Origin of the sequence: Tamlana flava, from assembly GCF_041287255.1 — a bacterium.
Classification (GTDB): domain Bacteria; phylum Bacteroidota; class Bacteroidia; order Flavobacteriales; family Flavobacteriaceae; genus Tamlana; species Tamlana flava.
This window is the reverse complement of the sequence record NZ_JBGGTX010000004.1, coordinates 478,650-505,169: the sequence shown is the minus strand read 5'-3', so window position 1 is coordinate 505,169 and position 26,520 is coordinate 478,650. Positions and strand designations below refer to the sequence as shown.

General features: G+C 36.8%; 20 protein-coding genes. 12 read left to right on the top strand and 8 right to left on the bottom strand.

Going from position 1 to position 26,520, the window contains the following annotated elements:
* The first annotated feature begins 3 nt into the window (after nt 1-3).
* The 5 genes from ACB104_RS13975 (at nt 4) to ACB104_RS13955 (ending at nt 4,120) form a co-directional block, all read left to right on the top strand.
* Nucleotides 4-900 carry an alpha/beta hydrolase fold domain-containing protein gene (locus tag ACB104_RS13975; RefSeq protein ID WP_370479820.1) on the top strand — a complete coding sequence of 299 codons (897 nt, stop codon included), beginning with the start codon at nt 4-6 and terminating at the stop codon, nt 898-900.
* A 43-nt stretch (nt 901-943) separates the two neighbouring features.
* Nucleotides 944-1,909: a pepsin/retropepsin-like aspartic protease family protein gene (locus ACB104_RS13970; protein WP_370479686.1), complete on the top strand. Its 966-nt coding sequence runs from the start codon at nt 944-946 to the stop codon at nt 1,907-1,909.
* The gene (locus tag ACB104_RS13965) at nt 1,906-2,874 is read left to right on the top strand and encodes a glycogen-binding domain-containing protein (RefSeq protein WP_370479684.1); all 969 of its coding nucleotides are present in this window, start codon (nt 1,906-1,908) and stop codon (nt 2,872-2,874) included. Before ACB104_RS13970 ends, ACB104_RS13965 begins: the two co-directional genes overlap by 4 nt.
* Nucleotides 2,875-2,970: 96 nt before the next feature.
* Nucleotides 2,971-3,306 (top strand): antibiotic biosynthesis monooxygenase, encoded by a 336-nt coding sequence (locus ACB104_RS13960; RefSeq protein WP_370479682.1) that lies wholly within the window; start codon nt 2,971-2,973, stop codon nt 3,304-3,306.
* Between the two features lie 13 nt (nt 3,307-3,319).
* Nucleotides 3,320-4,120 carry a hypothetical protein gene (locus ACB104_RS13955; protein WP_370479681.1) on the top strand — a complete coding sequence of 267 codons (801 nt, stop codon included), beginning with the start codon at nt 3,320-3,322 and terminating at the stop codon, nt 4,118-4,120.
* Nucleotides 4,121-4,194: 74 nt separating this feature from the next.
* On the opposite strand, the gene ACB104_RS13950 is transcribed toward ACB104_RS13955, so the two are convergent.
* On the bottom strand, nt 4,195-6,525 hold the full coding sequence (locus ACB104_RS13950) for an ATP-dependent helicase (protein WP_370479680.1): 2,331 nt from the start codon (nt 6,523-6,525) through the stop codon (nt 4,195-4,197).
* 144 nt (nt 6,526-6,669) lie between these two features.
* Between ACB104_RS13950 and ACB104_RS13945 the strand changes: the two genes are divergently transcribed.
* The 3 genes from ACB104_RS13945 to ACB104_RS13935 are packed head-to-tail and all read left to right on the top strand — an operon-like array spanning nt 6,670 to nt 10,049.
* Nucleotides 6,670-7,941: an amidohydrolase gene (locus ACB104_RS13945; RefSeq protein ID WP_370479678.1), complete on the top strand. Its 1,272-nt coding sequence runs from the start codon at nt 6,670-6,672 to the stop codon at nt 7,939-7,941.
* 1 nt (nt 7,942) lies between these two features.
* Nucleotides 7,943-9,508 carry an FMN-binding glutamate synthase family protein gene (locus ACB104_RS13940; RefSeq protein ID WP_370479676.1) on the top strand — a complete coding sequence of 522 codons (1,566 nt, stop codon included), beginning with the start codon at nt 7,943-7,945 and terminating at the stop codon, nt 9,506-9,508.
* A gap of 19 nt (nt 9,509-9,527) precedes the next feature.
* A complete protein-coding gene (locus ACB104_RS13935; RefSeq protein ID WP_370479675.1) occupies nt 9,528-10,049 on the top strand; it encodes a DUF7935 family protein in 522 nt (173 codons plus the stop codon).
* Between the two features lie 2 nt (nt 10,050-10,051).
* Here the strand turns inward: ACB104_RS13935 and ACB104_RS13930 are convergent, their stop codons facing one another.
* Genes ACB104_RS13930 through ACB104_RS13915 form a run of 4 tightly spaced genes read right to left on the bottom strand, consistent with a single transcriptional unit; the run spans nt 10,052 to nt 15,635 of the window.
* Complete coding sequence (locus ACB104_RS13930) at nt 10,052-10,963, bottom strand: patatin-like phospholipase family protein (protein WP_370479673.1); 912 nt, start codon at nt 10,961-10,963, stop codon at nt 10,052-10,054.
* A gap of 1 nt (nt 10,964) precedes the next feature.
* Nucleotides 10,965-11,867 (bottom strand): patatin-like phospholipase family protein, encoded by a 903-nt coding sequence (locus tag ACB104_RS13925; protein WP_370479671.1) that lies wholly within the window; start codon nt 11,865-11,867, stop codon nt 10,965-10,967.
* A 33-nt stretch (nt 11,868-11,900) separates the two neighbouring features.
* Entirely contained in the window at nt 11,901-13,901 is a 2,001-nt protein-coding gene (locus tag ACB104_RS13920) for a M1 family metallopeptidase (RefSeq protein ID WP_370479670.1), read from the bottom strand.
* Between the two features lie 45 nt (nt 13,902-13,946).
* Nucleotides 13,947-15,635, bottom strand: a complete 1,689-nt coding sequence (locus ACB104_RS13915) for a histidinol-phosphatase HisJ family protein (RefSeq protein ID WP_370479668.1) — start codon at nt 15,633-15,635, stop codon at nt 13,947-13,949.
* Nucleotides 15,636-15,828: 193 nt separating this feature from the next.
* Here ACB104_RS13915 and recG point away from each other — a divergent pair, with 193 nt between their 5' ends.
* Nucleotides 15,829-17,931: an ATP-dependent DNA helicase RecG gene (recG, locus tag ACB104_RS13910; protein ID WP_370479666.1), complete on the top strand. Its 2,103-nt coding sequence runs from the start codon at nt 15,829-15,831 to the stop codon at nt 17,929-17,931.
* 60 nt (nt 17,932-17,991) lie between these two features.
* Here the strand turns inward: recG and ACB104_RS13905 are convergent, their stop codons facing one another.
* Nucleotides 17,992-19,083, bottom strand: a complete 1,092-nt coding sequence (locus tag ACB104_RS13905) for a DUF2911 domain-containing protein (RefSeq protein WP_370479665.1) — start codon at nt 19,081-19,083, stop codon at nt 17,992-17,994.
* Between the two features lie 180 nt (nt 19,084-19,263).
* Between ACB104_RS13905 and ACB104_RS13900 the strand changes: the two genes are divergently transcribed.
* The 3 genes from ACB104_RS13900 to ACB104_RS13890 all read left to right on the top strand — a co-directional run bounded on the left by ACB104_RS13900 (nt 19,264) and on the right by ACB104_RS13890 (nt 24,193).
* Complete coding sequence (locus ACB104_RS13900; protein WP_370479663.1) at nt 19,264-21,432, top strand: endonuclease MutS2; 2,169 nt, start codon at nt 19,264-19,266, stop codon at nt 21,430-21,432.
* A 325-nt stretch (nt 21,433-21,757) separates the two neighbouring features.
* The gene (locus tag ACB104_RS13895) at nt 21,758-22,174 is read left to right on the top strand and encodes a thiol-disulfide oxidoreductase DCC family protein (RefSeq protein WP_370479661.1); all 417 of its coding nucleotides are present in this window, start codon (nt 21,758-21,760) and stop codon (nt 22,172-22,174) included.
* Nucleotides 22,175-22,294: 120 nt separating this feature from the next.
* Nucleotides 22,295-24,193, top strand: a complete 1,899-nt coding sequence (locus ACB104_RS13890; protein ID WP_370479660.1) for a mucoidy inhibitor MuiA family protein — start codon at nt 22,295-22,297, stop codon at nt 24,191-24,193.
* Between the two features lie 41 nt (nt 24,194-24,234).
* Here the strand turns inward: ACB104_RS13890 and ACB104_RS13885 are convergent, their stop codons facing one another.
* Both ACB104_RS13885 and ACB104_RS13880 read right to left on the bottom strand, forming a co-directional pair.
* Entirely contained in the window at nt 24,235-25,041 is an 807-nt protein-coding gene (locus tag ACB104_RS13885; RefSeq protein WP_370479659.1) for a sulfurtransferase, read from the bottom strand.
* Nucleotides 25,042-25,149: 108 nt separating this feature from the next.
* Nucleotides 25,150-26,475, bottom strand: coding sequence for a dicarboxylate/amino acid:cation symporter (locus tag ACB104_RS13880; RefSeq protein WP_370479658.1), 1,326 nt, complete (start codon nt 26,473-26,475; stop codon nt 25,150-25,152).
* Nucleotides 26,476-26,520 lie beyond the last annotated feature (45 nt).

Below are 26,520 nucleotides of genomic sequence, written 5' to 3'. Positions count from 1 at the left end.
GCTATCAATTACAAAATAACCATATTTTTTATGAAATTACTGAGATTCGTAATTATAAATAGCTTAACTACACTAATTTTTATTAGCTGTTCTACTGAAAAAGTAGATATAACTAATCTTGATGATTCTGATAATGAGGTTCTAGAAGCGTATGAAGAATTGAATATTTCTTATGGAGCAGATATTAACCAAAAATTCGATTTATACTTGCCTGCCAACAGAACAGCGAGTACCAAAACCATTATTTTGGTTCATGGAGGCGGATGGACATCAGGTGATAAAAGTTCTATGAATGTCTTTAAAGACCTTTTAATACAAGAAATTCCCGATGTTGCCATTGCAAATGTAAACTACAGATTAGCAGATGCTACTAATCAGGCTTATCCGATGCAAATTGATGATATTTCTAGTGTTATACAATTTTTAAAAGACAACAAAGCAAAATATTCTATTTCAGACAAAATCGGATTTATTGGAACCAGTGCTGGAGGTCATTTATCTTTACTCTGGAGTTATGCTTTTGATGTAGCTAATAATGTTAATATGGTTTGCAGCATTGTTGGGCCAACCAATTTTACGGACCCTGCATATACTAATAATACTAATACAGCCCTGCAATTACTTATCAGTTTATATGGTTTAAATCTTACAACCGAATACTTAGAAGAAATAAGCCCCTACCATCAAGTAACTGAAGACTCTCCTTCTACTATTTTATTTTATGGCGGACAAGACCCTTTAGTACCAACTAGTCAAGGAACAGACCTCAGGGATAAACTAGTTAGCTTGAATGTAAACCACGAGTTTACTTTATATCCAAATGAAGGTCACGGATGGGAAGGAATCAACCTTAGTGATACTTGGACAAAACTTAAAGTTTTTATAATTAATAATTTATAAAGAAAAAAATGTAACAATTTGTCTTCAAGCTAGTCTTTAATTTATGCTAAGACATCTAACCCTTATATTCTTTCTTTTACTTTGTTTTAAATCTGCATTTGTATTTGGTGACACCAATCCACCCATTCATTTTTCAAATGCCGAAATCTTAAACCCATACACTACCCGTATTCCGTTCAAGTTGGTAGATCACCTGATTGTTGTAAAAGCTGAAATTTTTGACAAAGAAGGTAATTTTATTATCGATACAGGGTCGGAAACCATGATACTCAACAAAGTCCATTTTTCCAATGTATATGAACATCAAAAAAAGAATGCTTCAGCATCTGGAATTATGCATTCGGTAGAGGACTCCTATGAAAAACATATTAAGGAATTTGTTTTGCAGAATTTTAAATTGGAAAATAAAAACTCAGATATCATTGACCTTTCGCATATTGAAAAAAGTAAAAAAATGAAGCTTTTGGGAATTATTGGCTACAATATCCTTAAAGATTACGAAATTTTTATTGATATGCACCTAAACCAAATGACGCTTAGCAAAGTTGATAAAGCAGGCGAGAAATTGAATAAACATGTATATTTGGAACGGATAGTTGACAGTGTGGATTTTAAATTGATTAACCATTCCATTGTGGTTAATGGGCAAATCAACAACCAAAACGTTAGATTGGGTATTGATTCCGCAGCAGAATTTAACCAAATAAACAAAAGTGTACCCAAAGCAGTACTCAAGTATTTTATACCAAAAAAGCGTATGCGACTTTCCGGAATAAACAACGGAAAAGTTGAAGTTTTGGCAGGAAAATTGCACCGTGTAAAACTGAGCAAAAAAATATATTTTGGGCCGATGCTAACCGTTTTGACCAACTTAAACAGAATGAACGAAGCTTTCGGCACCAATTTAGACGGCATTTTAGGCTATGAATTTTTTGCCCAAAAACGAACCATTATAAATTATCAAAAAGAAAAATTGTTCTTTATAGATTATCCGTTAAACCATCAGTGAAAAAGTTCATTTTACATACGGCCACTATAATCTTAACCTTCATCGGTTTTTATGCTTTAGGGCAAACCAACGAGCTAAAAGGCTATAAAATTGAAGGCGATACCGTTGTGTTTACTTTTGATGTTCGAGAATATTCAAAATTCACCCAAGAATATACGGGACAAGTGGTTGATTTTAATGATTTGGATATTGAAAACGTTGTGGTTTCGGGCGAATTCAACCTGTGGTCTAGAGACAATTGGGAAATGAAAAAAACAGGCAACCACACCTATCAATTACGCAAAAACATAAATGATTTTACCGATGAATTTTCTTGGGAATTCAAATACGTCATTAATAATGCCTATTGGGCAGAACCTTCAAGAAAAGATCCAAATATTGCCAAGGCCACAAAAAATGGCATGCGTATGCATGGTGTTTACAACCTAAAAATGTACACAGCCTACCCTAGCGAAAATGGTAATGCTAGTTTTAAACTTAAGGGCTTTAAAAATGCCAAAAGGGTAATCTTGGCCGGTTCATTTAACAAATGGGACGAACACCTTTTTAAAATGAACAAAACAGAATATGGCTGGGAGCTGACATTGCAAATGAAACCAGACATTTACCAATACCGCTATATTGTTGATGGGCAATGGATGGAAGACCCCAACAACCCCTATAAAACGAGAAACGAGTTCGACGAATTCAACTCTGTAATAAACATAAAAGAATATACCACCTTTAAGTTAAGAGGTTATACAAATGCCCAAAAAGTAGTACTTGCAGGCTCATTTAACAATTGGGATGAACACGAACTGGTGATGCGCAAAATGGATTATGGCTGGAAATATGTCATACCTCTTTCCGGTGGCAAACACCATTACAAATTTATTGTAGATGGCAAATGGATTGTAGACCCCAACAACTCGGTAAAGGAATATGATGGCGATGGGCACATCAATTCGGTTTGTATGGTAAAATAGATTACTCTGCCCACTTTTCTCTGCTTGGATTAGATTTTATTCTTAATTTAGAAGAATCCTTATGGCTTATAATAGCCAAATAAAAGAAGTTTCTAAATGAATGAAAAAGTAAAAATCATCAGAACATGGAAGGGCTGGACTTCACACGAAAATGGACCCATCTATGAAGATATGCTTGTTAACGAGGTGTTTCCGGCTTTAAAAAAGAAAGGAGTAGACGGCTTAGAAAAAGTTAGCATTTCAATACAGCATAAAAAAGATGAAGTAGAGTTTTTTCTGATTCTTCAATTTGATTGCCTTGAATCTGTTAAAACTTTTGCCGGAGAAGATTATAAGACAGCCTACATTCCAGATAATGCAAAGCGTGTATTATCAAGGTATGATAAGACTGCACAGCATTTTCAACTGAAAAAAGAACTAATTCTGAAATAAATAATCGTTTATAATGAATGTAAAAACCAAGGTTGTCTTTTGGTCTCTAATTTTCATTTTTGGGGTTAAAACAATTGCAATAGCCAGCGATATCTTTCCCGAGCGATTGGTCGATACAACTTTATCAAAAATTGAAGTTTTCACCTTTATATCTCAAGGGAGAGAAATGAAAGGTAAAATATATTTGCCCCACAGTTACAATACCAAAAAGAGCCTACCAGCTATTTTTTTAATCGATTTTACAGAACAGCATTTTAAATTAGCTACCGATGAGTTTGAGAAGGCTATATATGGAATAAATCAAATAAAGGGTTTTAATGCTTTGGTTGTCTCATTAGATGCTATACCGGATATTGATGCCGAACCAGATAATTTTGAAGATCATTATGCTATTTTTAAAGATATGACCAGATATGTGGATAGTTTGTACACTAAAAATTCCTCTCGAACATTCATTGGTAAAGGAAGTGAGTCGGGTGTAGTACTCATGACCCTTTTTCTTGAAGATACTGCACAGCAAGTATTTGATAATTTTGTTGTTACAGACCCATCGCCTAATTATGCTTCGTCCATTATAGATTTAATTGAGAAAAATAATTTTCCAAAAAATAAGTCGAATAAAAAACTGCATTTTTCTTTTTCAACGAGCAATGATCGGACAAAATGTACAACACTAATCAAATTGATTACTGAAGCGAAATATCCATGGCTTCAATTTGAGGCTAAAGAATATAAAGAGAGCGACTTTGAAAACACTTACCCTTTATCTTATGCAGAAGGATTAAAATTTGTATTCAAGAACGATAAATTTTAGTGACCAGAATGAGAGATTGAAATTTATGCAAATTTTTCGATTTTTAATCCATAAAGGCTACTTCCAAAAATCTATCACCCAACAACCTCCAACTTCGCAAAACGCAACAACAGTTTTTTAACCCCACCATGCTGAAATTTAATTTCGGCTTTCGTGTCGGCACCAGTGCCTTCTATTTTTAAGACTTCACCAGTGCCAAACCTAATATGCTTTACGGTATTGCCCACGGCCAATTTACTGTCAAACAAATTGGTGTTTCCATTGGTTTGAGCCAACGGTTTCAATTTTTTTGGCGTAGAAACCTGAAATTTTTCAGGTTCACTTTTTGCCTTGCCTTTGTTAAAAACATGTTGTTTGGCGGGTTTGTATCTAATCTTGTTTGGCTCTACATCCCCAAAAATATCGGCACTAAGCATGGGGTTAAAACGACGTTCTTCAATGGGTGTTACAATGTCCAAAAATTCATCATCAATTTCTTCAATAAAACGGCTAGGTTCAGAGTCCACCAATTTTCCCCATCGGTATCGCGACAAAGCATAAGTTAAATAAGCCTGTTTTTCAGCACGAGTCAAAGCCACATAAAATAGTCTGCGCTCCTCCTCCAACTCACTGCGCGTGTTCATACTCATCGCACTAGGGAACAAATCTTCCTCTAGCCCAACAATATACACATAAGGAAATTCCAGTCCTTTTGCCAAATGTATGGTCATTAAGGCTACTCGGTCAATACCGTCTTTATCATTGTCCAAATCGGTTGCCAACGCCACATCTTCTAAAAATTCAGTTAAAGAACCCGTAGCGTCTGCCACTTCTTTTTGTCCTTCAACAAAATCCTTCATACCGTTTAAAAGTTCCTCAATGTTTTCCATTCGAGTTACACCTTCTGGCGTACCATCTTTATTGAATTCCCGAATCAAACCACTGGATCGGGTAACGTGTTCTGCCAATTCAAAAACATCGGCGGATTGGTTTAAAACCTGATAGCTTTCAATAAGCGTGACAAAATCCTGAAGTTTGGTTTTTGTACCAGAATTAACATTAACTTCGGTTTTGTCAATGTTTTTCATCACCTCGAAAATGGTTTTTTTATATCCATTTGCAGCGACAATGAGTTTATCAATAGTGGTCTGCCCAATGCCTCGTGGCGGAAAATTAATGACACGTTTTAATGCTTCCTCATCGGCAGGATTGATAACCAATCGCAAATATGACAACACATCTTTTATTTCTTTTCGCTGATAGAATGATAAACCGCCGTAAATCCTATACGGAATATCGCGCTTTCGCAAGGCGTCCTCAATAGAGCGCGACTGCGCATTGGTACGGTATAAAATAGCAAAATCACTATTCTTTAGCTGATGGTTCATTTTATTGTCGAAAATAGTACTGGCCACATAACGACCTTCATCAGCATCGGTCAACGAACGGTTGACTTTTATTTTTTGGCCTTCATCATTGGCCGTCCAAACCACTTTTTCAAGTTTGGTTTGATTTTTATCGATGATGGAATTTGCCGCATTGACAATGTTTTTGGTAGAACGATAATTTTGTTCCAATCGGAATACCTTCACATCATCATAATCCTTCTGAAAATTTAAAATATTATTGATGTTTGCCCCACGAAACGCATAGATACTTTGGGCATCATCACCCACAACGCATATATTTTGAAACCTATCGGAAAGTGCCCTAACAATGAGATACTGCGAATGGTTTGTATCTTGGTACTCATCAACCAAAATGTACCTAAACCGATTTTGGTATTTCATTAAAACATCAGGAAAACGGGTAAGCAATTCGTTGGTTTTCAATAATAAATCATCAAAATCCATGGCTCCAGCCTTAAAGCAACGCTCTACGTATTCCTTGTAAATATCACCCATTCGGGGTCGGCGTGCCATGGCATCGGCTTCAATTAGTTCCGGATTTTGAAAATAAGCACGAACAGTAATTAAACTGTTTTTATAGGATGAAATTCTCGAACGAATTTGCTTGTATTTGTAAACATCCTTGTCAAGATTCATTTCTTTAATGATTGAGGCAATCAATCTATCAGAATCTTGGGTGTCATAAATGGTAAAATTACTTGGATAGCCCAACTTGTCGGCTTCACTACGCAAAATTCTAGCGAACACGGAGTGAAATGTACCCATCCACAAATTTTTGGCTTCGCTAGCTCCAACAATGGTTGCAATACGCTCTTTCATTTCACGAGCCGCCTTGTTGGTAAAGGTTAACGCCAAAATGTTAAAAGGGTCTATGCCTTTGCTCATCATATAAGCAATTCTATAAGTAAGCACGCGCGTTTTTCCCGAACCAGCACCTGCAATTACAATCATTGGGCCATCAATTTGGGTAGTAGGCTCCAATTGTGCATCATTTAACTGGCTTAAATATTTTTCCAAGGTCTTTGCAATTTTAAAAGCATAAAAATAACCATTGTTGCACGTTTAGCTTGGCAGATTTATTAATAATTATAAACAATTAACTGACCGCTTTGGCTTTGTTAATTTTTGAATATCTTTAAACATCCAATTTCAAATACAAGCATGAGATTTCTACTAATATTTTCAATTTTCTTAATTACATTCAATTTTCACTCGCAAAACAGCTTAGAAAATCAATTTAAAGACATTGAGCCTAAAATCATTGAATGGCGACGCCATTTCCATCAAAACCCCGAACTGTCCAACAGAGAGTTTAAAACTGCTGAAAAAATTGCAAAACATTTAGAATCTTTAGGGCTTGAAGTGCAAACGGGAGTAGCCTACACAGGCGTAGTTGGAATCTTAAAAGGAAATAAACCAGGAAAAGTGATTGCACTTCGAGCGGATATTGATGCCCTGCCTGTTACAGAAAGAAACGATTTGCCTTTTAAAAGTGAAGTTAAAACCACATTTTTAAATATGGAAACCGGCGTGATGCATGCCTGTGGACATGACGCACATACGGCTATTTTGATGGGTGTTGCAGAAATCCTCTCAAAAAACAAGGATAAGATTAATGGCACAGTTAAATTTATCTTTCAACCTGCCGAGGAAAGTCCGCCACCTGGAGAAGAAGGAGGCTCTCGATTAATGATTAAAGAAGGTGTTTTAGAAAACCCCAAAGTGGATGCCATTTTTGGGCTACACATACGTTCGGGTGTTCCTGTTGGTGAAATCCACTTTAAGCCAGGCGGTGCCATGGCCGCAGTGGAACGCTTTGTTATTAATGTTAAGGGCAAACAAACCCATGGCTCAGAACCTTGGAATGGTGTTGACCCCATTTTGATTTCCGCGAAAATAATAGATGGCTTACAAACCATCATAAGTCGTGAAAGCGAATTAACCAATGAGGCGGCAGTAATTAGTGTTGGTAAAATCACGGGGGGTGTTCGGTTCAATATTATTCCTGAATCGGCAGAAATGATTGGCACCATCAGAACCCTCGACCCTAATATGAAATCACATATTTTAAAGCGCATGGCCGAAATGACAGAAACCATAGCCAAAGCTTACGGTGGAAGTGCTACCTTTTCATCTACAAACGAAACAGCTATTACTTATAATGACCATAAATTGGTATCAAAAATGTTGCCGTCACTTAAAAAAGTAGCTGGCGATGGTCACGTGAAACAAATAAAGGCAGAAACTATTGGGGAAGACTTCTCTTATTTTCAAGAACTGGTACCTGGATTTTATTTTTATTTAGGTGGAATGACCAAAGGAAACACAGAATCATTCCCACACCACACACCAGATTTTAAAATTGATGAAAGTGGGATGCTTTTGGGCGTAAAAGCCTTCACCCAAATAACTTTTGACTATTTAAACCATTAAAATGGATACAATTTTAGATTTCCTTTCAAATATTCCTTGGTGGGGCTGGGTTTTGATTGCCTTGGCTCTAGTTGCCATTCGCGATATATTTTTCCAAAGAGCACATACCATAAGTCACAACTACCCTATTGTTGGTCATTTACGCTATTGGTTGGAAAGCATTGGCCCCGAAATGCGCCAATATTTTGTGGCCAATAACAGAGAGGAACTACCTTTTAATCGTATTGAACGCAGTTGGATTTATGCTTCAGCAAAAAAGGAAAACAATTATGAGGGCTTTGGCACAGACAGGGACATTTATGCCCATCAGCATATCTTTATCAACAATGCCATGATGCCTTTCAAAATTCCAGAAAACCATCCAAACCACCTCGATAAATCCTTTTTACCCTGCGCGAAAATAATGGGTGAATTTAATAAAAGAAAGAAACCATATCGCCCAGCATCTGTGATTAACGTATCGGCCATGAGCTTTGGTTCGCTTTCAGCAAAAGCCATTGAATCTTTAAATAAAGGTGTAAAAATGGCGAGTGCATACCACAATACAGGCGAAGGAGGCTTATCCCCATACCATTGCAACGGTGGTGATGTAATATTCCATTTCGGAACAGGTTATTTTGGTGTTCGCGATAAAAATGGAAACTTTTCTATGGAAAAATTGGTGAAGTTAGTTGAAGACAATCCTTTTGTTCGTGCCATAGAAGTTAAGTTATCCCAAGGAGCAAAACCAGGTAAAGGCGGCGTACTTCCAGGGGCCAAAATAACAAAAGAAATTGCCGAAATCAGACATGTAGAGCTTAGCAAAGATGTATTATCACCTCCAAACCATTCAGCCTTTTCCAATGTAGCAGAAATGGTTGATTTTATTGAAGAAATAGCCAAAGCCACAGGTCTACCCGTAGGTATAAAAGCGGCCATTGGAAAATTGGATCAGTGGCATGAGCTAGCCAGTATCATGAAAAAAACGGGCAAGGGCCCAGATTTTATAACGGTCGATGGCGGAGAAGGCGGCACAGGTGCAGCGCCTCCCAGCTTTGCAGACCACGTTTCTTTGCCATGGGTTTATGGATTTAGCGATTTGTACAAACTTTTTCAGGACCATGGCTTGACAGAGCGCATTGTTTTTATAGGCAGTGGAAAACTTGGTTTTCCAGCGAAAGCCGCCATGGCTTTTGCCATGGGTGCGGACTGCATTAATGTAGCGAGGGAAGCTATGATGAGCATTGGCTGTATCCAGGCGCAGGTTTGCCATACTAATCGGTGTCCCAGTGGTGTGGCTACACAGAGCAAGTGGCTCCAAAATGGCATCGACCCTACATTAAAATCTGCCCGATTGGCACAATATTTCAAAACATTTAGGAAAGAATTCATCGAGATAACACATACGGCGGGTTATGAACATCCTTGTCAATTTAAAATGAGTGACGTGGATATAAATGTTGACGACCATAACCTTTCGAAAGAACTTAGCCGAACCTACAGATATGAGAAAACGCCCGTTCCATTTAGTGGCATGCAAAATTTAAAAGAATGTGTATATTTGGGTAGCAAACCAAATATAACCTAACTGAAACACACACCTGTTTATGGAAATCGATAGAATTTTAGACCTTTTTTTATTTGCCGTTCCGTCGATAATTGTTGGCGTAATCGCTTACTATTTTTTTAAGGAACACACTAAAAATGAAGATGGCAGAAGACGATTTTTACTCAAGAAAGACCTTCAGGTAAATGCCATGCCACTTCGCCTACAAGCTTATGAACGCATGGCTCTTTTTCTTGAACGCATATCGCCTTCAAAATTATTAGTTAGAATAACTCCAATTTCTTCAAATAAAGAAGATTATGAATCCTTACTTATACAAAATATTGAACAAGAATTTGAACATAATTTATCACAACAAATTTACATCAGCGACAAATGTTGGAACATTGTTACAACCGCAAAAAATGCCACAATCCAACTCATAAGAAAAGCAAGTATGCTTGAAAAAACAGATACAGCCAACAAACTTCGGGAAGTGGTTTTAACCGAAATGATGGAACGCCGTTCACCTAGTGATGCGGCATTGTCTTATATTAAGGAAGAGGTTTCAGAATTGTGGTAACTTTATTCTAACCTAAGTTCATTGGAACGCGCTTCTTGACACATTTTCTTCGCATTGAAATACCCTTGTTGCCACCAAGAAGTCATTAGTTTTTTATTAAAAATAAGCGAGTTCTCCGTTAGCTTTGAAGGTGTATAATACAGATTCAAATTAACATTGTTGTTCTTCGCGGCAAGTTTACCAATAATAATATCACTCCGCTCTACTTGATCCAGTAAATGGCCAAACAGATTAATCATTAAGGAATACGGGTTTTTCCCTAAAACTTTATTGTATTCCATGTTTTCAGATTCCAAAACAATGGCATCAACTTCGGTGGCACCACGCAAAATAGCCTCCCGTATGGGTACCACGCACCCCAAGCCGCCGTCGGCATACTCATAACCATTCCTCTTTACCAAAGACATAAATGGAATATAATTGCACGAAATCCAAATCCAATCACAAAACTCATCGTAACTAAAATCTTTTATCGATTTGTATTCCACCCCATTTTTGGACAAATTGGAAACGGTCACCACAACATCTTCTTTTGTTTCTCTGATAAGTAGGTATTCGTCATAGGTAAAATGCCTTCTGATATAGCGCCTCAAGGCCCTACTCTCCCCAAAGGTTCGTTTCATCTTGATAAATTGCCAAAGCGAATTCAAAAAATCTATGGAAACGAATTCCCTATTCCCTTTTTTTCGCACTATAAAAGGATTAACACTAAAAATATTGCTTTGGTTAACATTGGTGAAAACACCATGGATTTTATCAATTTTTCCAGCAGCCAGATGCGGCACAAGCAAACTTCCGGTTGATGTTCCCAAAAACAAATCGTAATCCCTGCCTTCTTCCTGTATTAAATATTGGGCAACACCACCCGCATAAGCCCCTTTACTTCCACCTCCGGAAATTACCAATGCCCTCATATTAATTTTCTAACTGACTTAGTCCTTTGTTTTTAAATTTTGCAAAATTATAACCATCTTGCCACCATTCCGTCATTTGCTGCTCATCAAATATCAGGGAGTTTGTTGTTAAAATGGTAGGTGCGTAATAGAAATTGATAATGACATCATTATGGGAAGCGACAAACTTTCCAATTTTTATGTTTTGGGATTCTATACGGTCTAACATAAAACCAAACATATTGGTGATTAAGGAAAAGGGGTTTTTAGATGGCATTCTATTTAATTGCGTGACTTCAGTTTGCAAAATAATGACGTCGACTTCCTTGGCTCCACGATTAATGGCTTCTTCAATAGGAACCATATTCCCCATACCTCCGTCTGCATATTCGCATCCGTCCTTCTTTACCAAAGTCATGAATGGCGTATAGTTACAGGACACCCAGATCCAATCACAAAATTCATGATAACTAAAATCTTTTATGGATTTGTATTCCACATGGTTAAGCGATAAGTTTGAAACGGTTACCACAATATCTAATGGTGAAGTTTTCAACTTAAGAAATTCTTCTTCAAGCAAGGTGTTTTCAATTAAATGCCTTAAACTGAAACTTTCCCCAAATGTTTTACTTCCTCTTAAAAAATTTCGGATTACATTTAAATGGTTGATGGCAATATTTTGGGTGCCGTGCCTTTTTTTCACAATAAACGGACACACATTAAAAATACTGTCGTTGTTAACACTGGTGTAGACAGATTTAATTTTCTCGATTTTGTTTAGTGCGAGATGGGACACCAACAAACTACCTGTAGACGTCCCAATAAATAGCTGATATTTTCGCTTTAAATCCTGAATAAGATACTGGGCCACACCACCGGCAAAAGCGCCTTTACTTCCCCCTCCAGATATCACTAATGCTTTCAAATTTAGTTTGTTGGTAATTTTAGTTACTTAAAGTTAATCAATTGCCTTCAATAATTCTTTAGAAAATTTAACCATTTGCCAATTATGGTGATTGGTGGCCTGTTTTAAATTTTCTTTACATGCATCATTACAAGCCTGAATTTGAGTCAAATACCGAAAAGCGCCCATCCTAATTTCAAAACCATATTTCGAGCCGGTATAATCCAACAATTCATTGTAATAAGTTAATTTGTATTCGGGCTCAAAATCTTCGGTCAATAAGGCCAAAGTTAACCAAAGCAACCTAACGTTTTTATCATTAAACCCTATAATGCCTTTTGTTTTGAGTAAATATTTTTGTCGCTCTTGCGGAAAGTTTTTCCAAAGATTGAATAATGCTGCTTCAATAGTAATAAATGATTTATCATCTAAAAGTGTTTCGTAGTCTGTTTTTAGTTCGGATGGGATTTTGGTTAAGGTTTTTGCTATTTCTTGGCGAACCTTTAAATCATTAGAAACTAAAAAGAACTTCAATAAGTTATTCTTATTTATAGTTGAATCTCTATACAACCCCCTAAAAGTCATAACCCTTGAAAGATCATCAATGTGTTGGGGAAAATGCCCTGTCCAATCAACATTTGCGCGAGACTTGTCAAAATGTGTTTTACAGGTTAAAGTGATTCTTTTCATTTTGTTTACAATAGACATCTCCATCGTTTCTTTCACCAAAAACTTTGTAAAGAATTCAGTATCGTTAAAATAATTTTGAACAAATTCTGTCAAATCCTGTCCACTAACCTTCTCAACCTCACCAATAAAATCATCCGTTTCCACATTTTGAAATTGATGTTTTTCCAAATAATTTTTTACCGCTATTTTAAACACTTCATCTCCTACTTGTTCACGAAGTAAATGCAACACCCAAGCCCCTTTTTTGTAAAACGTGCTACTGCTCGACTTGGGGTCTAACAGCGAGGTGCTTCCTCCTGCTTTATCTTGTTCTATCAATTCTTGGGCATATTCGTATAATCGCCAATAGTAATAATCTTCACCAAAAATATCTTTTTCGGCCATCAACGCAAAATAGGTTGCAAAACCTTCTTGAAGCCAATGATGCGTTCCTGAAGTTTCGGTTACCAGATTGCCAAACCATTGGTGTGCCAGCTCGTGAGCATTAACGTTTACATAATTTTTATCTACAAACGCAATAGAATCTATCATGTAACTATCAGAAAAAATGGTACAACCGGTGTTCTCCATCCCTGCATACAAAAAGTCTTTAACCGGCACTTGCTTGTAATTTTGCCAAGGATATGGCACGCCTATTTCTTCTTCCAGAAAATCGAACATTTTTTTGGTGTAGCGATATGTTGGCTCAACTTTTAGAGAGTCTTCAGGATAATAATACATTTCCAAAGGAATACCGCTTTTTGAAGTTTCAATTTTTTTATCGTATTTACCAATCGCCAAAGCCACCAAATAGCTACTCATGGGATTTTCCATATCGTAAATCCAAGTTGTGAAATATTCTGGCTCAAGCTTCTTTTTTAGTTTTCCATTGGAAATGACTTCGTAGCCTTTGTCAAAAGTAATGGATAAATCGAATTCAATTTTATCGTTCATATCGTCAATAGACGGCAACCAATTGCTAGTGTATTTGCCTTGGCCTTGCGTCCAGATTTGTTTATTGCCATCTTCATACCTCCAATCAATAAAATACAAGGCCTTTTTCGGCTTTGCACTGAAATTAAAGCTGAGTTCGTAAGCTGTATTCGCATTAAAATGATTTTTAATCCAAATTTTCTTTTGGCTATTGCTATAATCAACAACTTTTTCGTTAATTGATACATTGTCAAATTCCATTGAAACGGCATCCAGATACAAGGAATCCATAGGCTTTAGAACATCAAACTTATAGGTAGCAATACCAAAAACCTTTGAGGAATCTGGCTTAAAAGCAACCATTATTTTAGCTGTTTTAAAATCAACATAATCGGTTTGCTGCCCCCAAGAAATGGCAACAAGAAAGCATAGCAGAAATCCTAAACGTTTCATGCGTTTCAAGATAGCAAAGATTAGTCCAAAAACGAAGACAATAAATTAGAAACTATGAAACTCAATTAAATTGGCTTCATAATATTGGTCGCCCAATTTAGCAAGTAAGTTTCTAATCACATTACTATCGCCGTCTATAGCCAATGCAGAATAACCCACTTCGTTTAATTTACCGAGGCGCAAATCTATTATGTTGATTTGTTTTGAGGCCAAAGCCGACAACAAAATCAACAATACTCCAGGCGCATTATTGTGTTTTGTAAGAATCACTTTTTCGCTTAATCCCAAGTTTAAGCGCACACCATCCATTTCAAGCAAATGCACGCCTTCATGGGTGTAATTGGGCAGTTCGGCATTTTCCTTATAAGTTAATTTGGTAAAAGTGCCTGTATCTGTTCCATTAATAAAGTCTATGGCGCTTTGTACATTTCCATTTTTATTGTCGATGGACAAAAATGCAACAGCAGTACCATCGTTGTTTGATTTTAGCCGAGCAGTTTCCACATTGATGCCCTCGGAAGCCAAAGTGTTAAACAATGAAGAAATTACCCCAGGTTTATCTAAATGCTCTGAAAACAACCCGTTGACCCTTCTGCCGGACGGTTTAGGGTTTTCGTTTGTAACGGTGATGGATTTGCCCCATTTACGGATTCTTATGGCGTTATAATCACCCATTCCCGTGGAGTTTTTGTAAATATCAACAAACTCTAAAAAGGATCCTCCGAATGAAAAATCCGGAATTATTCTTCTGTGGGCGCTATCCAATCGTTGATTTAACAATTCGATACCTTTATTTAAGACCGTGTATTTTACCTTGAGTTCATGGTCGTCAAAAATGGTACGGTTTTCAGGAATTAGCTTTGAATAACTGACATAACTTTCATAACCTGCCTCCTGAATATACTCCAAACTTTCCTTGTAATTTAAACCGTAATAACGTACATGGTGGGTATCTGTACCCACACAAACAGGAATTTGAAGCTCGTTGGCACGACGTAATATGTTTTGTGTTGGATACACGCCGACTCCTTTAAATTTTCCAGCCATATTAACATCCAAAGCTAAATTACGGTCAGCAATTAGTTCTAAAAGTGTTCTAAATTTATTAGCCAAAGGATGTGCACTGGTTTCAAAATTCACTAAAGCTTCGGGCATATCAACATTCAACTTTGGTAAATCAATATGACCTATAATTTGAATCATATCCCCAAAACATTCAATCATCTGGATCATCTCGTTGAAATATCCATCCCAATAGGCTTCAAGGCTTCCACGAATTTTCAATAATTCCAAAGCTTCTTCTTTAGAGCCATCATAAGGCAATCCTTCAGGGGCGAAATGTACAGAACCAATCACGTAATCGGCATCCTCAGCTTGAAAAATCTTTGAACGGCTCCATTGCAATCCTAAATCAGGCCCCATCCATTCCAGCTCTACGCCATATTTTATGTTGATTTGTCCTTCGTACTTTTCGCGAAGATTAGCAATACGCTTTGGGTAATTTAAATAGGACCTATTTCCACGAATAAACTTTACATTCGTATCACGCTCGGCGATATACCTAAAATTGGTCAATCGTGGCGAATGTATGATGAAGGTAATACTTGGGTTTCCGGCTTCAATGGCCTTATCAATAATGTCCTCCAGCTTATCAATACCATGCTTTACATGGTCTTGTTCCGTTCCTGCGTGAATACCGTGTGTTTCCCAAATAAAATCGTTCAGCTTTCTCATCAATCTAAAATGCTTTATCCTTTAAATGTGCCAAATTTAACCATTGGAAGATAATTTTCAATTAAAAAATGATTGTTTTCAATAATTTTCAACATCAAATCAGTAATCCGAGAAAAAAACTTTTAAAGCGAATCCATTTTTATGAATTTAATAAGTCATTATTTTTTTAACTGAATTGCTTAAATTCGCCTTCATGTCCGTAAACCTTCAAACTCCTCTAGACTACCTAAAAGGCGTTGGCCCAAACCGAGCCGATTTATTTCGTAAGGAGTTGGGCATACACACCTACCAAGATTTAATCAATTTATTTCCAAATAGATATATTGATAGAACGCACTATTACACCATTAACACCTTACAACGAAACAATGCCGATGTGCAGGTTATTGGTAAAATCATTGAGTTTAAAGAAGTGGCCCAAAAGCGCGGCAAACGTTTGGTGGCCAACTTTCAAGATGAAACAGGAACGATGGAACTGGTCTGGTTTCGTGGGCAAAAATGGATTAGGGAAAGCCTGAAACCAAACAAACCCTATGTGGCATTTGGCAGAACCAACTGGTTTAACGGCAAGTTTTCAATGGCGCATCCTGAATTGGAATTGCTGGAAGAGCATCAAAAAAACTTGCGCTCGGCCATGCAACCCATTTACCCTTCCACAGAAAAACTATTGAATAAAGGCATCACGAATCGTGTTTTATGTAAAATTGTCGAGCAATTATTTATCGAAACCAATGGAAGGTTTAGCGAATCGCTTTCCGAAAATTTACTTTCTGAACTAAAACTATTGTCAAAAAGTGAAGCTCTTTTTAATGTGCATTTTCCCAAGAGCCAAGAGTTACTTTCTAAAGCACAATTTCGGCTAAAATTTGAAGAATTCTTCTATATCCAATTGCAGCTTATCATTAAAAACCTGATTCATAAAACCAAAATTAAAGGCTTTGTTTTTGAAAAAGTCGGACACTATTTTAATACCTTCTTCAACAATCATTTATCCTTTGAATTGACCAATGCCCAAAAACGTGTTTTAAAGGAAATTAGAGCCGACTTAGGCAGTAATGCCCAAATGAACCGACTCTTGCAGGGCGATGTGGGTTCCGGAAAGACCATAGTGGCGTTCATGTCAATGTTAATCGCACTTGACAACGGTTTTCAAGCTTGTTTGATGGCTCCGACTGAAATTTTGTCAGTCCAGCACTATAACGGTTTACTTGAATTATGTAATAAATTGAATATCAGTATTTCAATATTAACTGGTTCAACTAAAACTTCAGAACGAAAAGAAATTCATGAATCTTTGGAAAATGGCGATTTACAGATCCTCATTGGCACCCATGCCCTACTTGAAGACAAGGTGAAATTTAAAAATTTAGGGCTCGCCATAATAGACGAACAGCATCGTTTTGGTGTGGCCCAAAGAAGTAAATTATGGCATAAAAATTTGAATCCACCACATATTTTGGTGATGACTGCAACACCTATTCCACGCACATTGGCCATGTCGGTTTATGGCGATTTGGATATTTCTGTTATAGATGAATTACCCGCTGGAAGAAAACCCGTTAAAACGGTTCACCGGTATGACAAAAACCGTTTGAATGTATTCCGATTCATTAGAGACGAAATTGCCAAAGAAAGGCAGGTCTACATAGTCTATCCATTGATTCAAGAGAGCGAAGCCTTGGACTACAAGGATTTAATGGATGGTTATGAAAGTATTTCAAGGGATTTCCCAATGCCTGACTACCAAATTTCCATTGTTCATGGCAAAATGAAACCTGCCGATAAAGACTACGAAATGCAACGCTTTATTAAGGGCGAAACCCAAATTATGGTAGCCACTACTGTTATTGAAGTGGGTGTTAACGTACCCAACGCCTCGGTGATGATTATTGAAAGTGCCGAACGCTTTGGGCTATCCCAATTGCACCAATTGCGCGGGCGTGTTGGGCGAGGCGCCGAACAAAGCTATTGCATTTTAATGACCGGACATAAACTCAGTAATGACAGCAAAATCCGTTTGGAAACCATGGTGAAAACCAGTGATGGCTTTGAAATTGCCGAGGTTGATTTAAAACTAAGAGGCCCTGGCGATATTATGGGCACCCAACAAAGTGGGGTTTTAAACCTAAAAATAGCCGATATAGTAAAGGACAAGGACATTCTTCAATCTGCTAGATATTATGCGAAAAAAATCATAAACGAAGACCCCACACTCTCTAATACCGACAACAAAGTCATTTTGAATACCTACAGACAACTTAGCAAGTTTAAGAATATCTGGAATTACATAAGTTAAAGGCCCAACCAAATTATTGATTGAGCCTAAAGTTACTGTCGTAGTTTGATTGATGATATTTTATGTGGCGTTGAGTTCCGCCAAAAGTTTCTCTGAATTAGCCTTAACTTTAGCAGACGGGTTAAGCGATAACGATTTTCTCAAGTTTTTTATTGCATTTTTCTTATCGCCCATCATTTTGTAGCATTCACCTAAACTGTCATAACAATTTGCATTCTTTGGGTTGTCGGCCACATTCTTCTTAAAATACTTTAAGGCTCTATCGAAATCTTTTATCCCCAACATTTGATAACCTAAATTATTTAGCTGATTTTTATTTGCCATGGTTGCTGCCTCGTCCATTAAAGTAGCATATTCATTCGGTTTACCTAACTTATTTAATATCTGTCCTTTAATAGCCAAATTATTAAAGGTTTTTTCACTGTAAAAATTCCCTGAAATTGCACTATCAATCCAGTCTAAAGCTTCGTTCAAATCACCTTCATTATTTAAGGCGTATCGCGCAGCTAGTTCCCAATTCTGCCTTATAAATCCGTTTTGGCCTTTTAGTTTTCCCCTGATGTCATTCAGCACAATTTCTTTCACATCAAATTCTATTATAAACGGTATTTCCTTTTTCTCCCAAATTAAAGAGACCGTGGCAGAAGATGGTCCAACATCGTTAAATTCATACGTCAATAACTCCCTGTGTGAAACTACATTGGTTTTTACATCCACCCTCAACGCGTCATGGGCTTCATCATAAAAGAAACTACCCCAAGCATCAGCATCTTTTGATAAAATGATGGTGGCATTATTTTTGTCTTTTACATTCACGTGAAGTCCATAAGTGCCAGCTTCTATTGGTTTACCTTCCAGTTTGGCATCGTGTGTAAACGTAATAATCGTATTTTCATTGGCTCCAGCTCTCCAAGGTGCTTCAGTAGCCGTTCCAAATCCAAGATTATTCATGCCATATGGCACGAGTTTACCCCAAATTTCACGCCCATTAACGTTTGGGCGCGAGTAAGTTATAGAAACATCTGAGATACCAACACGTTGTGACACGGTTGCCTGTTGGCTTCCACGGGGGGTGTTTAATTGAGCAAAGGAGTTGAAACTGATTACTAGAAAAAAGCAGGTGAAAATTGAAGAAAGGTAATTTTTTTTCATAATAACTGAAGTTTATTGATTGATTCGAACACCAAGTTAGAGAGAAATCGAATCTGCAGATGTTAGTGTTTTGTTAAAGAAACCTGATTCACTGTTAATTAACTATTTTTTAAGAAGCATTGAGCTACTTAAGATATTCTTTTAACTTTGCATGTCTTTTTTAAGATGCGTAGCAAAGGAATGATTCATATTCACGAAAAAACATTACAGGATTTAGAGTTTCCTACCGTTTTACAACAAGTTAGCGAACATTGTATTACACCCCTTGGAAATGAAAAAGCATTAGAGATTGGCCCTTATAAAACCAAGGAAGATTTGCTTTTTTCGTTGAGTTTAACCAACGATTATGTATCGTCGTTTTATAATGATAACCGAATTCCCAATCATAGCTTCGATTCCATTTCAAAAGAAATAAAACTTTTGAAAATTGAGAATACCTATTTGGATGTTCACGGCTTAAGAAAGATTGCAGCTATGTCTGTAACGGTAAACGGCATTGTTACTTTTTTAAATAAGTTTGGGGAATATTACCCCAATCTTCAGCAGTTTGCCTCACAAATTGAAGTTACAAATGTGTTGATTGAAAAAATCGACTCTATTGTTGATCGGTTTGGGGATGTTAAAGACCATGCTTCCGATTTGCTTTTTCAACTCCGCCAATCCATAAACAACATAAAAGGTAAAATAAACGCCAGCTTTACCACGGCTTTAAACACCTACCACAATCTTGAATATCTTGACGATATTCGGGAAACCGTAGTGGATAATAAACGTGTTTTGGCCGTAAAAGCCATGTACAGACGTAAAGTTAAAGGAGCCATAATGGGTGGTAGCAAAACAGGAAGCATTGTTTACATAGAGCCCGAAACGACCTTACAACATACACGAGAGCTCAACAATCTGGAGTACGAAGAGCATGAAGAAATAATCCGAATTTTAAAAGAAGTAACCAACTTTATACGTCCGTTTTTGGACCTTTTAATAGATTACCAATCGTTTTTGATTGATATCGATGTGATTTCCGCTAAGGCAAAATACGCCAAATCCATCAACGCCATTCTCCCCGAGTTTTCAGAAGATAAAAGCATGCATTTACGTGATGCCTATCACCCACTGCTTTATTTAACCAATTTAAAAAAGAGAGAAAAAACATTCCCACAAACAATTACCCTAAAGCAGGATAGCAGAATCATTGTTATTTCTGGTCCCAATGCTGGAGGTAAAAGCATTACTTTAAAGACTGTTGGTTTGTTACAAGTCATGTTTCAAAGTGGGATGCTAATTCCAGTACATGAACGCAGCAAGGTTTGTTTATTTGACAAGGTTTTAAGTGATATTGGCGATAACCAATCCATAGAAAACCATTTGAGCACCTACAGCTACCGCTTAAAACAGATGAATTATTTCTTGAAGAAGTGCAACAAAAACACGCTCTTTTTAATTGATGAATTTGGAACAGGTAGTGACCCAGAATTGGGCGGAGCTTTGGCAGAAACCTTTTTAGAGGAATTTTACCATCGTGAAGCATTCGGGATTATAACTACACACTATTCCAACTTAAAGATTTTGGCCAACGAAATGCCCTTTATGCTGAATGCCAACATGCTTTTTGACGAACGCACTTTGGAACCTCTTTTTAAACTCGTCATCGGGCAAGCAGGAAGCAGTTTTACCTTTGAAGTAGCCCAGAAAAACGGAATTCCGTATGGATTGATTAACCGTGCCAAAAAGAAAATTGAACGTAGCAAAGTGCGTTTTGATGCTACCATTGCCAAACTTCAAAAAGAGCGCTCAAAGCTTGAAAAGACAGGTCAGTCTCTCAAAGCTAATGAAAAGAAAAAAAGCGAGGAAGCAGATAGACTTGAAGAAATAAACTCAAAAATCCAAAAGAAATTGGAAAGCTACCAAGAATTATACGATAGCAACCAGCGTTTAATCTATTTAGGGCAAAAGGTTAACGACATTGCCGAAAAATATTTTGAAAATAAGCGCAAACGAGAGCTTATGGATGAACTTTTCAAGCTGGTTCAGATAGAAAACTCCAAGCGCAAAAAGATATCAGCAAAGCAAAAACAAGCGGAAAAAGAAAAAGAAAAACAAGTAAAACAAGAGGTTGAAAAGAAAGTTGAAGTCATAAGAAAAAAGAAAAAAGCTGAAAAGACAAAAACCATTGAAACCCCTAAACCAAAACCCGTTTTAAAAATTGGCGACCGTGTGCGTATGGAAGATGGACGAGCCATTGGCACTATTGATAAAATTGAAAAAAACAAGGCCGTGGTGAATTACGGCATGTTTACCACCAATGTTAGTCTTGAACAATTAGAACTTGTTGAGGCTGTTAAAAGTTAATATTTAATGATTTTTCAAATCATCTTTCTTTGAAGCACACAACAATTTTGATAATAAACTCAAGGATATTTATACCGATATCACCGAAAATAAAACAAGGTTGGCTTCATTTCTGCGCATGAACCTTTCTACAAAAGAAATCGTCTTAATGCTCAATGTTTACCCGGCAGCCTTTTAAAAAAGTAAATATAGACTTAAAAAGAAGCTTGATTTAGATAAAGAAACCGATTTAAACGATTTTTTAAGTAGCCTTTAAAACTTTATATTTGTCAGAAAAATACTTTTAAATCGACTAAATTGCAGGTTTTAGCTTTGGCAACAAAATATGATTGACATCCCCCAAAATAAACAACTTATCCTTTTTGATGGCGTTTGCAACCTTTGCAACAGCAGTGTGCAGTATATTATAAAACATGACAAAAAGAATCAATTTATGTTCACGGCATTGCAAAGCGAAACTGGAAAAGGGATTATTGACAAATTTAATATCGATACTTCAAAAATAGATTCAATTCTACTTTACAATCCTCAAAAAGGCATTGATTACAAATCTACTGCAGCTCTAAAAATAGGCTCAAAGTTAGGTTTTCCGCGAAATCTTATAGGTGTGTTTTTCATTGTTCCTACTTTTATTCGCAATTGGGTTTACGATTTTATAGCCAAAAACCGCTATAAATGGTATGGAAAAAAAGACGCTTGTATGATTCCCACACCCGAACTTAAAAGCAAGTTTTTAGATTAAACCCATACCTCTCTAAACCAAACACCTCATTAACCTTCATTTTAGGTGTGTTTACTCATTGTTCATTTTCATTCTTTCAGGGTTTAAATAGTTTTACTGTAAACTAAAAAATCCAAAGTCATGAAATATTCCATTCTTCTTTTTCTATTAAGCTATTCCCTTTCCTTTTCAAACAACGACAAGCCAATCCCCTCAACAGTTAAAGCCGTAACGGTATTTGTAAATGGTGCCGAAATTACTAGAACTGCCAATATAATCTTGCCCATTGGCACTACCCAATTCAACTTTGGTAAGCTTTCGCCATATATTCAAGAAAACAGCATTCAGGTTTCAGGATTAAAAAATGCTTCAATTATTTCCATCAACTATGGCATAAACTACATCACTAAACAGGACAAATCTGAGGATATTGAAGCATTTCAAGATAAAATCAAAGCGCTTAACGACCTCATTCAACTTGAAGATGATTTAATTTCCGGATATGAAGAAGAGCTGAACATCATCACTGAAAATCGGCAATTGGGAAACAGCAACCAAGTGGTCAGCCTCGAAAAACTAAAGGAATTTACAGCTTATTACAGAAAACGGGTAACCGAAGTTAAAAATGCAATCCATAAATCAGTTAAAAAGAAACGCGAACTGGATATCGAGATTAACGCACTTAAAAGTCAATTGAGAGAACTGAATGTTGATGATAAAGTACAAACTGGTGAAATAAAGCTCAAACTTAACACTACAAGTGCTGTTCAACTCAATTTAACCATAACATATAATGTTACGAACGCAGGCTGGTTTCCCATTTACGACCTTAAGGCCCAAGACATAAACAAACCTTTAAATTTGGCCTACAAAGCCCATGTCTACCAGAATACGGGTACGAATTGGGAGGAGGTTAAGCTTACGCTTTCCACCAACGACCCCTACACAAATAACTTAAAACCAGAGCTTAGCCCAAAATATTTAAACTTTACAAGTGGTTATTATCAAAGTGAGAACTCTGTAAAAAACTATAATTACAAATATAATCCCTTCATTCAAACTGTAAGTGGTATTGTTACAGATGCTTCTGGTGTTCCTTTGCCCGGGGCAAATGTAATTGTTAAAGGTACTAGCAAAGGTACGACCACCGATTTTGATGGTGCGTATTCCATACTAACCAACGGCGGTAGGGAATTGGTGTTTTCGTATGTGGGGTTTAAAAGTGAAAGTTTACCCATACACTCCAGTATTATAAATTTGAATTTGGAGGAAGATATGCAGATGCTTGACGAAGTTGTGGTTGTTGGGTATGGTAAAAACAAAAGAAGTGATGTAACCGGAAGTGTTTCTTCCATCAAAATAAATGACTTTACCAACAATTATAGCAAGCCAAAGGAAAACCAAACTGCAACTGGCGACCTCATTGTTGAAGGCATCAACAACACCAATTTTGAAATACAAAAACAGCAAACCATTCCATCTGATGGTGATATTTCGGTTATTGAAATTGACCATTTTGAAGTACCTGCCACATATTCATATTTTGCTGCTCCTATTGCAAACGAAAATGTGTTCTTAACGGCTAAAATTGGTGAATGGCAGCAGTACAATCTCCTACCAGGAGAAGCCAATATTTATTTTGAAGGTAGTTATTCTGGAAAAACAAGTGTAAATCCTTATGCTACAACCGATAGCTTAACGGTTTCACTTGGCGCTGACCCGAACATTAATATAAAACGTAAGTCCACCAATAACTTCAAAAAAACAAACACTATCGGAAGCAATGAAATAGTGAACAAAGCCTATGAAATTGAACTTAAAAACAATAAAAAATCAGCAATAGATTTAATCATCATGGATAGAATTCCCATAAGCCAAAACAAAGACATAAAAGTTGATGATATTGAGTATGACGATTGCGAATACAATTCCAAAAAAGGATTGCTTAAATGGACAGTGAACATAATACCTACTGAAACAAAGACTTATAAGTTCTCGTACGCACTAAAATATCCGAAATATAAATCGATAAACTTGTAAACAGCTTCTTTAATGAGGTCTAATTTGAACTCTATTAGGCCTCATTCTTTTACCAAACTGCCCCACTCTGTCCAAGAGCCATCATAAACCGAAATATTTTTGTAACCGGCCATATGCGCACCAAGGCCTAAAACGCAAGCCGTGATACCAGAACCACATGAAAAAACAACCGGTTTTTCGCTTATTAGTTGTGAAAAGGCTTTATCTAATACTTCTATAGATTTAAACGCTCCATTTTCCAACAAATCCGTATAGGGTAAATTAACAGAATTGGGAATGGTTCCCATACGTAATCCTGACCGTGGCTCAGGTTCAATACATTTAAATCGGTTTGCCGAACGGGCATCAATAATGGTATGAGTGCTTTTTTCCGAAGCCTGTTTTACATCATTAAAAAACATCATAAAATTAGGCTGAAGTTTTGCGGTAAAATTTCCTTTTCCACTATTGTAAGGTTTCATGTTTTCAGTTGGATAGTTTGCCTTCAACCAAGCTGGAAAACCACCATTTAAAACCGCTATATTATCAAAACCAAAAGCCCTGAACATCCACCAAACCCTTGCGCTGGAGTAAATTCCTTTATGGTCATAAACCACAATAGCGCTGTTATTGTTGATTCCAAGGGCTCGTGCTTCTTTTTGAAATTGTTCTGTTGAAGGAAATGCGCTGGGGCAGGGATTTGAGGTATCGCTAAATTTTGTTTTGATATCAAAAAAACGGGCATTCAAAATTTGCTTTTGTGAAGCATCAAATATTTTTCCTATGGTGCCATCTAAAACGACTAAGTTTTCACCATTTAAATTTTCGTTCAGCCATTGAACTGAAACAACAGAAGATTTTAATTCCATAATTAATTATTAAAAACCAAAATTCAAAAATTATTAGTTTTAAAAGGCCCTTCGACTGTGCTCAGGGTAAACGATTCACAAAGTTTTTGATAAAAACTTGTTCTCTGTTTATTTCACTTCTTCATAATGGTCATCCCACTCTTTTGGTTTTGGGTCGTGCAACTTGCCCAACGACTTTGCAACCATCGTAGAGACCGTAGCATCACCAGTTACGTTTACAACGGTCCTACACATGTCCAAAGGCCTATCAACCGCAAAAATGAGTGCCAAGCCAATGGGCAATAATTCTGCTGGAAAACCAATAGATTCCAATACAATAACCAACATGACCATTCCTGCGCTAGGCACAGCTGCACTTCCAATAGAAGCCAATAATGCCGTTAGAACAATGACCAATTGGTTGGTAAACGTTAAACCTTCTGGCCAAATAACCTGCATAATAAATACGGCCGCTATGCCTTGATACAAACTGGTGCCATCCATATTTACAGTAGCACCAACCGGAAGCACAAAACCAGAAACTTCCTTGTCTACACCAATGTGTTCTTCAACTCGCTCCATAGTTACAGGTAAAGTGGCAGCACTACTACTGGTTGAAAATGCCAGCAATTGCGCAGGACTGATTTGCTTTAAAAACCAGAATGGTGATTTTTTTGTAAAAACCTTAACTAAAAGCATGTAAAAACCAATCATTAAAATGAGTCCACCAACCACGCATAATGAATAGTAAATTAATTTCACTAAAATTTCGGCATCATCAAAAGCGATAATGACGTTTGCCAAAAGTGCAAAAACTGCATAAGGTGCAAAAAGCATGATTAAATCGACCATTTTCATAACGACTTCATTCAAGGAATCGAAAAAATCAATCAGTGGTTTTGCTTTCTTTTCACCAATTAAAAGCAGACAAATACCAACAAACAAAGCAAAGAATATCACCTGAAGCATGGACGCTTCGGCAAAAGACTGAAAGATGTTACTTGGAAAAATATCTACCAATGCTCTTAACGGCCCCGCATCTTTCTGTGCAGTTGCCTCCGTAATTTTATCTGTAACCCCCGTATCATTTGCGTATTTTAATTTTATCTTTTCAATGGTGTCTTGGGGCATACCATCTCCAGGTTTTGCAGTATTTACAATTCCCAGCCCGATAATTATAGCGACCAATGTGGTACTAATATAGATACTTATGGTGCGCAGACCCATCGATTTTATTTTTGAAATATCCTTTAAATCTGAAATGCCTTTAATCAATGAAGCCAAAATTAAAGGTACTGCGATGAGCTTCAATAAATTGATAAATATGGTTCCGAATGGCGACACCCAATCGGTTACCAAATCTTTACCGCCATCAACGATATTCATAATAAAGCCAAAAATGATTCCGAGAACCATTCCTATAATAATCTTCCAGTGTAATGCTAGTTTTTTCATATTGAGCCTCTCTTTACCTCACCAAATGAGAGGAATTGATTAGTA

Coding starts and splice junctions, on each gene's coding strand:
- ACB104_RS13970 (WP_370479686.1), top strand. CDS start 944: ATGCTAAGACATCTAACCCTTATATTCTTTCTTTTACTTTGTTTTAAA.
- ACB104_RS13960 (WP_370479682.1), top strand. CDS start 2,971: ATGAATGAAAAAGTAAAAATCATCAGAACATGGAAGGGCTGGACTTCA.
- ACB104_RS13955 (WP_370479681.1), top strand. CDS start 3,320: ATGAATGTAAAAACCAAGGTTGTCTTTTGGTCTCTAATTTTCATTTTT.
- ACB104_RS13945 (WP_370479678.1), top strand. CDS start 6,670: ATGAGATTTCTACTAATATTTTCAATTTTCTTAATTACATTCAATTTT.
- ACB104_RS13940 (WP_370479676.1), top strand. CDS start 7,943: ATGGATACAATTTTAGATTTCCTTTCAAATATTCCTTGGTGGGGCTGG.
- ACB104_RS13935 (WP_370479675.1), top strand. CDS start 9,528: ATGGAAATCGATAGAATTTTAGACCTTTTTTTATTTGCCGTTCCGTCG.
- ACB104_RS13930 (WP_370479673.1), bottom strand. CDS start 10,963: ATGAGGGCATTGGTAATTTCCGGAGGTGGAAGTAAAGGGGCTTATGCG.
- ACB104_RS13920 (WP_370479670.1), bottom strand. CDS start 13,901: ATGAAACGTTTAGGATTTCTGCTATGCTTTCTTGTTGCCATTTCTTGG.
- ACB104_RS13915 (WP_370479668.1), bottom strand. CDS start 15,635: ATGAGAAAGCTGAACGATTTTATTTGGGAAACACACGGTATTCACGCA.
- recG (WP_370479666.1), top strand. CDS start 15,829: ATGTCCGTAAACCTTCAAACTCCTCTAGACTACCTAAAAGGCGTTGGC.
- ACB104_RS13905 (WP_370479665.1), bottom strand. CDS start 19,083: ATGAAAAAAAATTACCTTTCTTCAATTTTCACCTGCTTTTTTCTAGTA.
- ACB104_RS13900 (WP_370479663.1), top strand. CDS start 19,264: ATGATTCATATTCACGAAAAAACATTACAGGATTTAGAGTTTCCTACC.
- ACB104_RS13895 (WP_370479661.1), top strand. CDS start 21,758: ATGATTGACATCCCCCAAAATAAACAACTTATCCTTTTTGATGGCGTT.
- ACB104_RS13890 (WP_370479660.1), top strand. CDS start 22,295: ATGAAATATTCCATTCTTCTTTTTCTATTAAGCTATTCCCTTTCCTTT.
- ACB104_RS13885 (WP_370479659.1), bottom strand. CDS start 25,041: ATGGAATTAAAATCTTCTGTTGTTTCAGTTCAATGGCTGAACGAAAAT.
- ACB104_RS13880 (WP_370479658.1), bottom strand. CDS start 26,475: ATGAAAAAACTAGCATTACACTGGAAGATTATTATAGGAATGGTTCTC.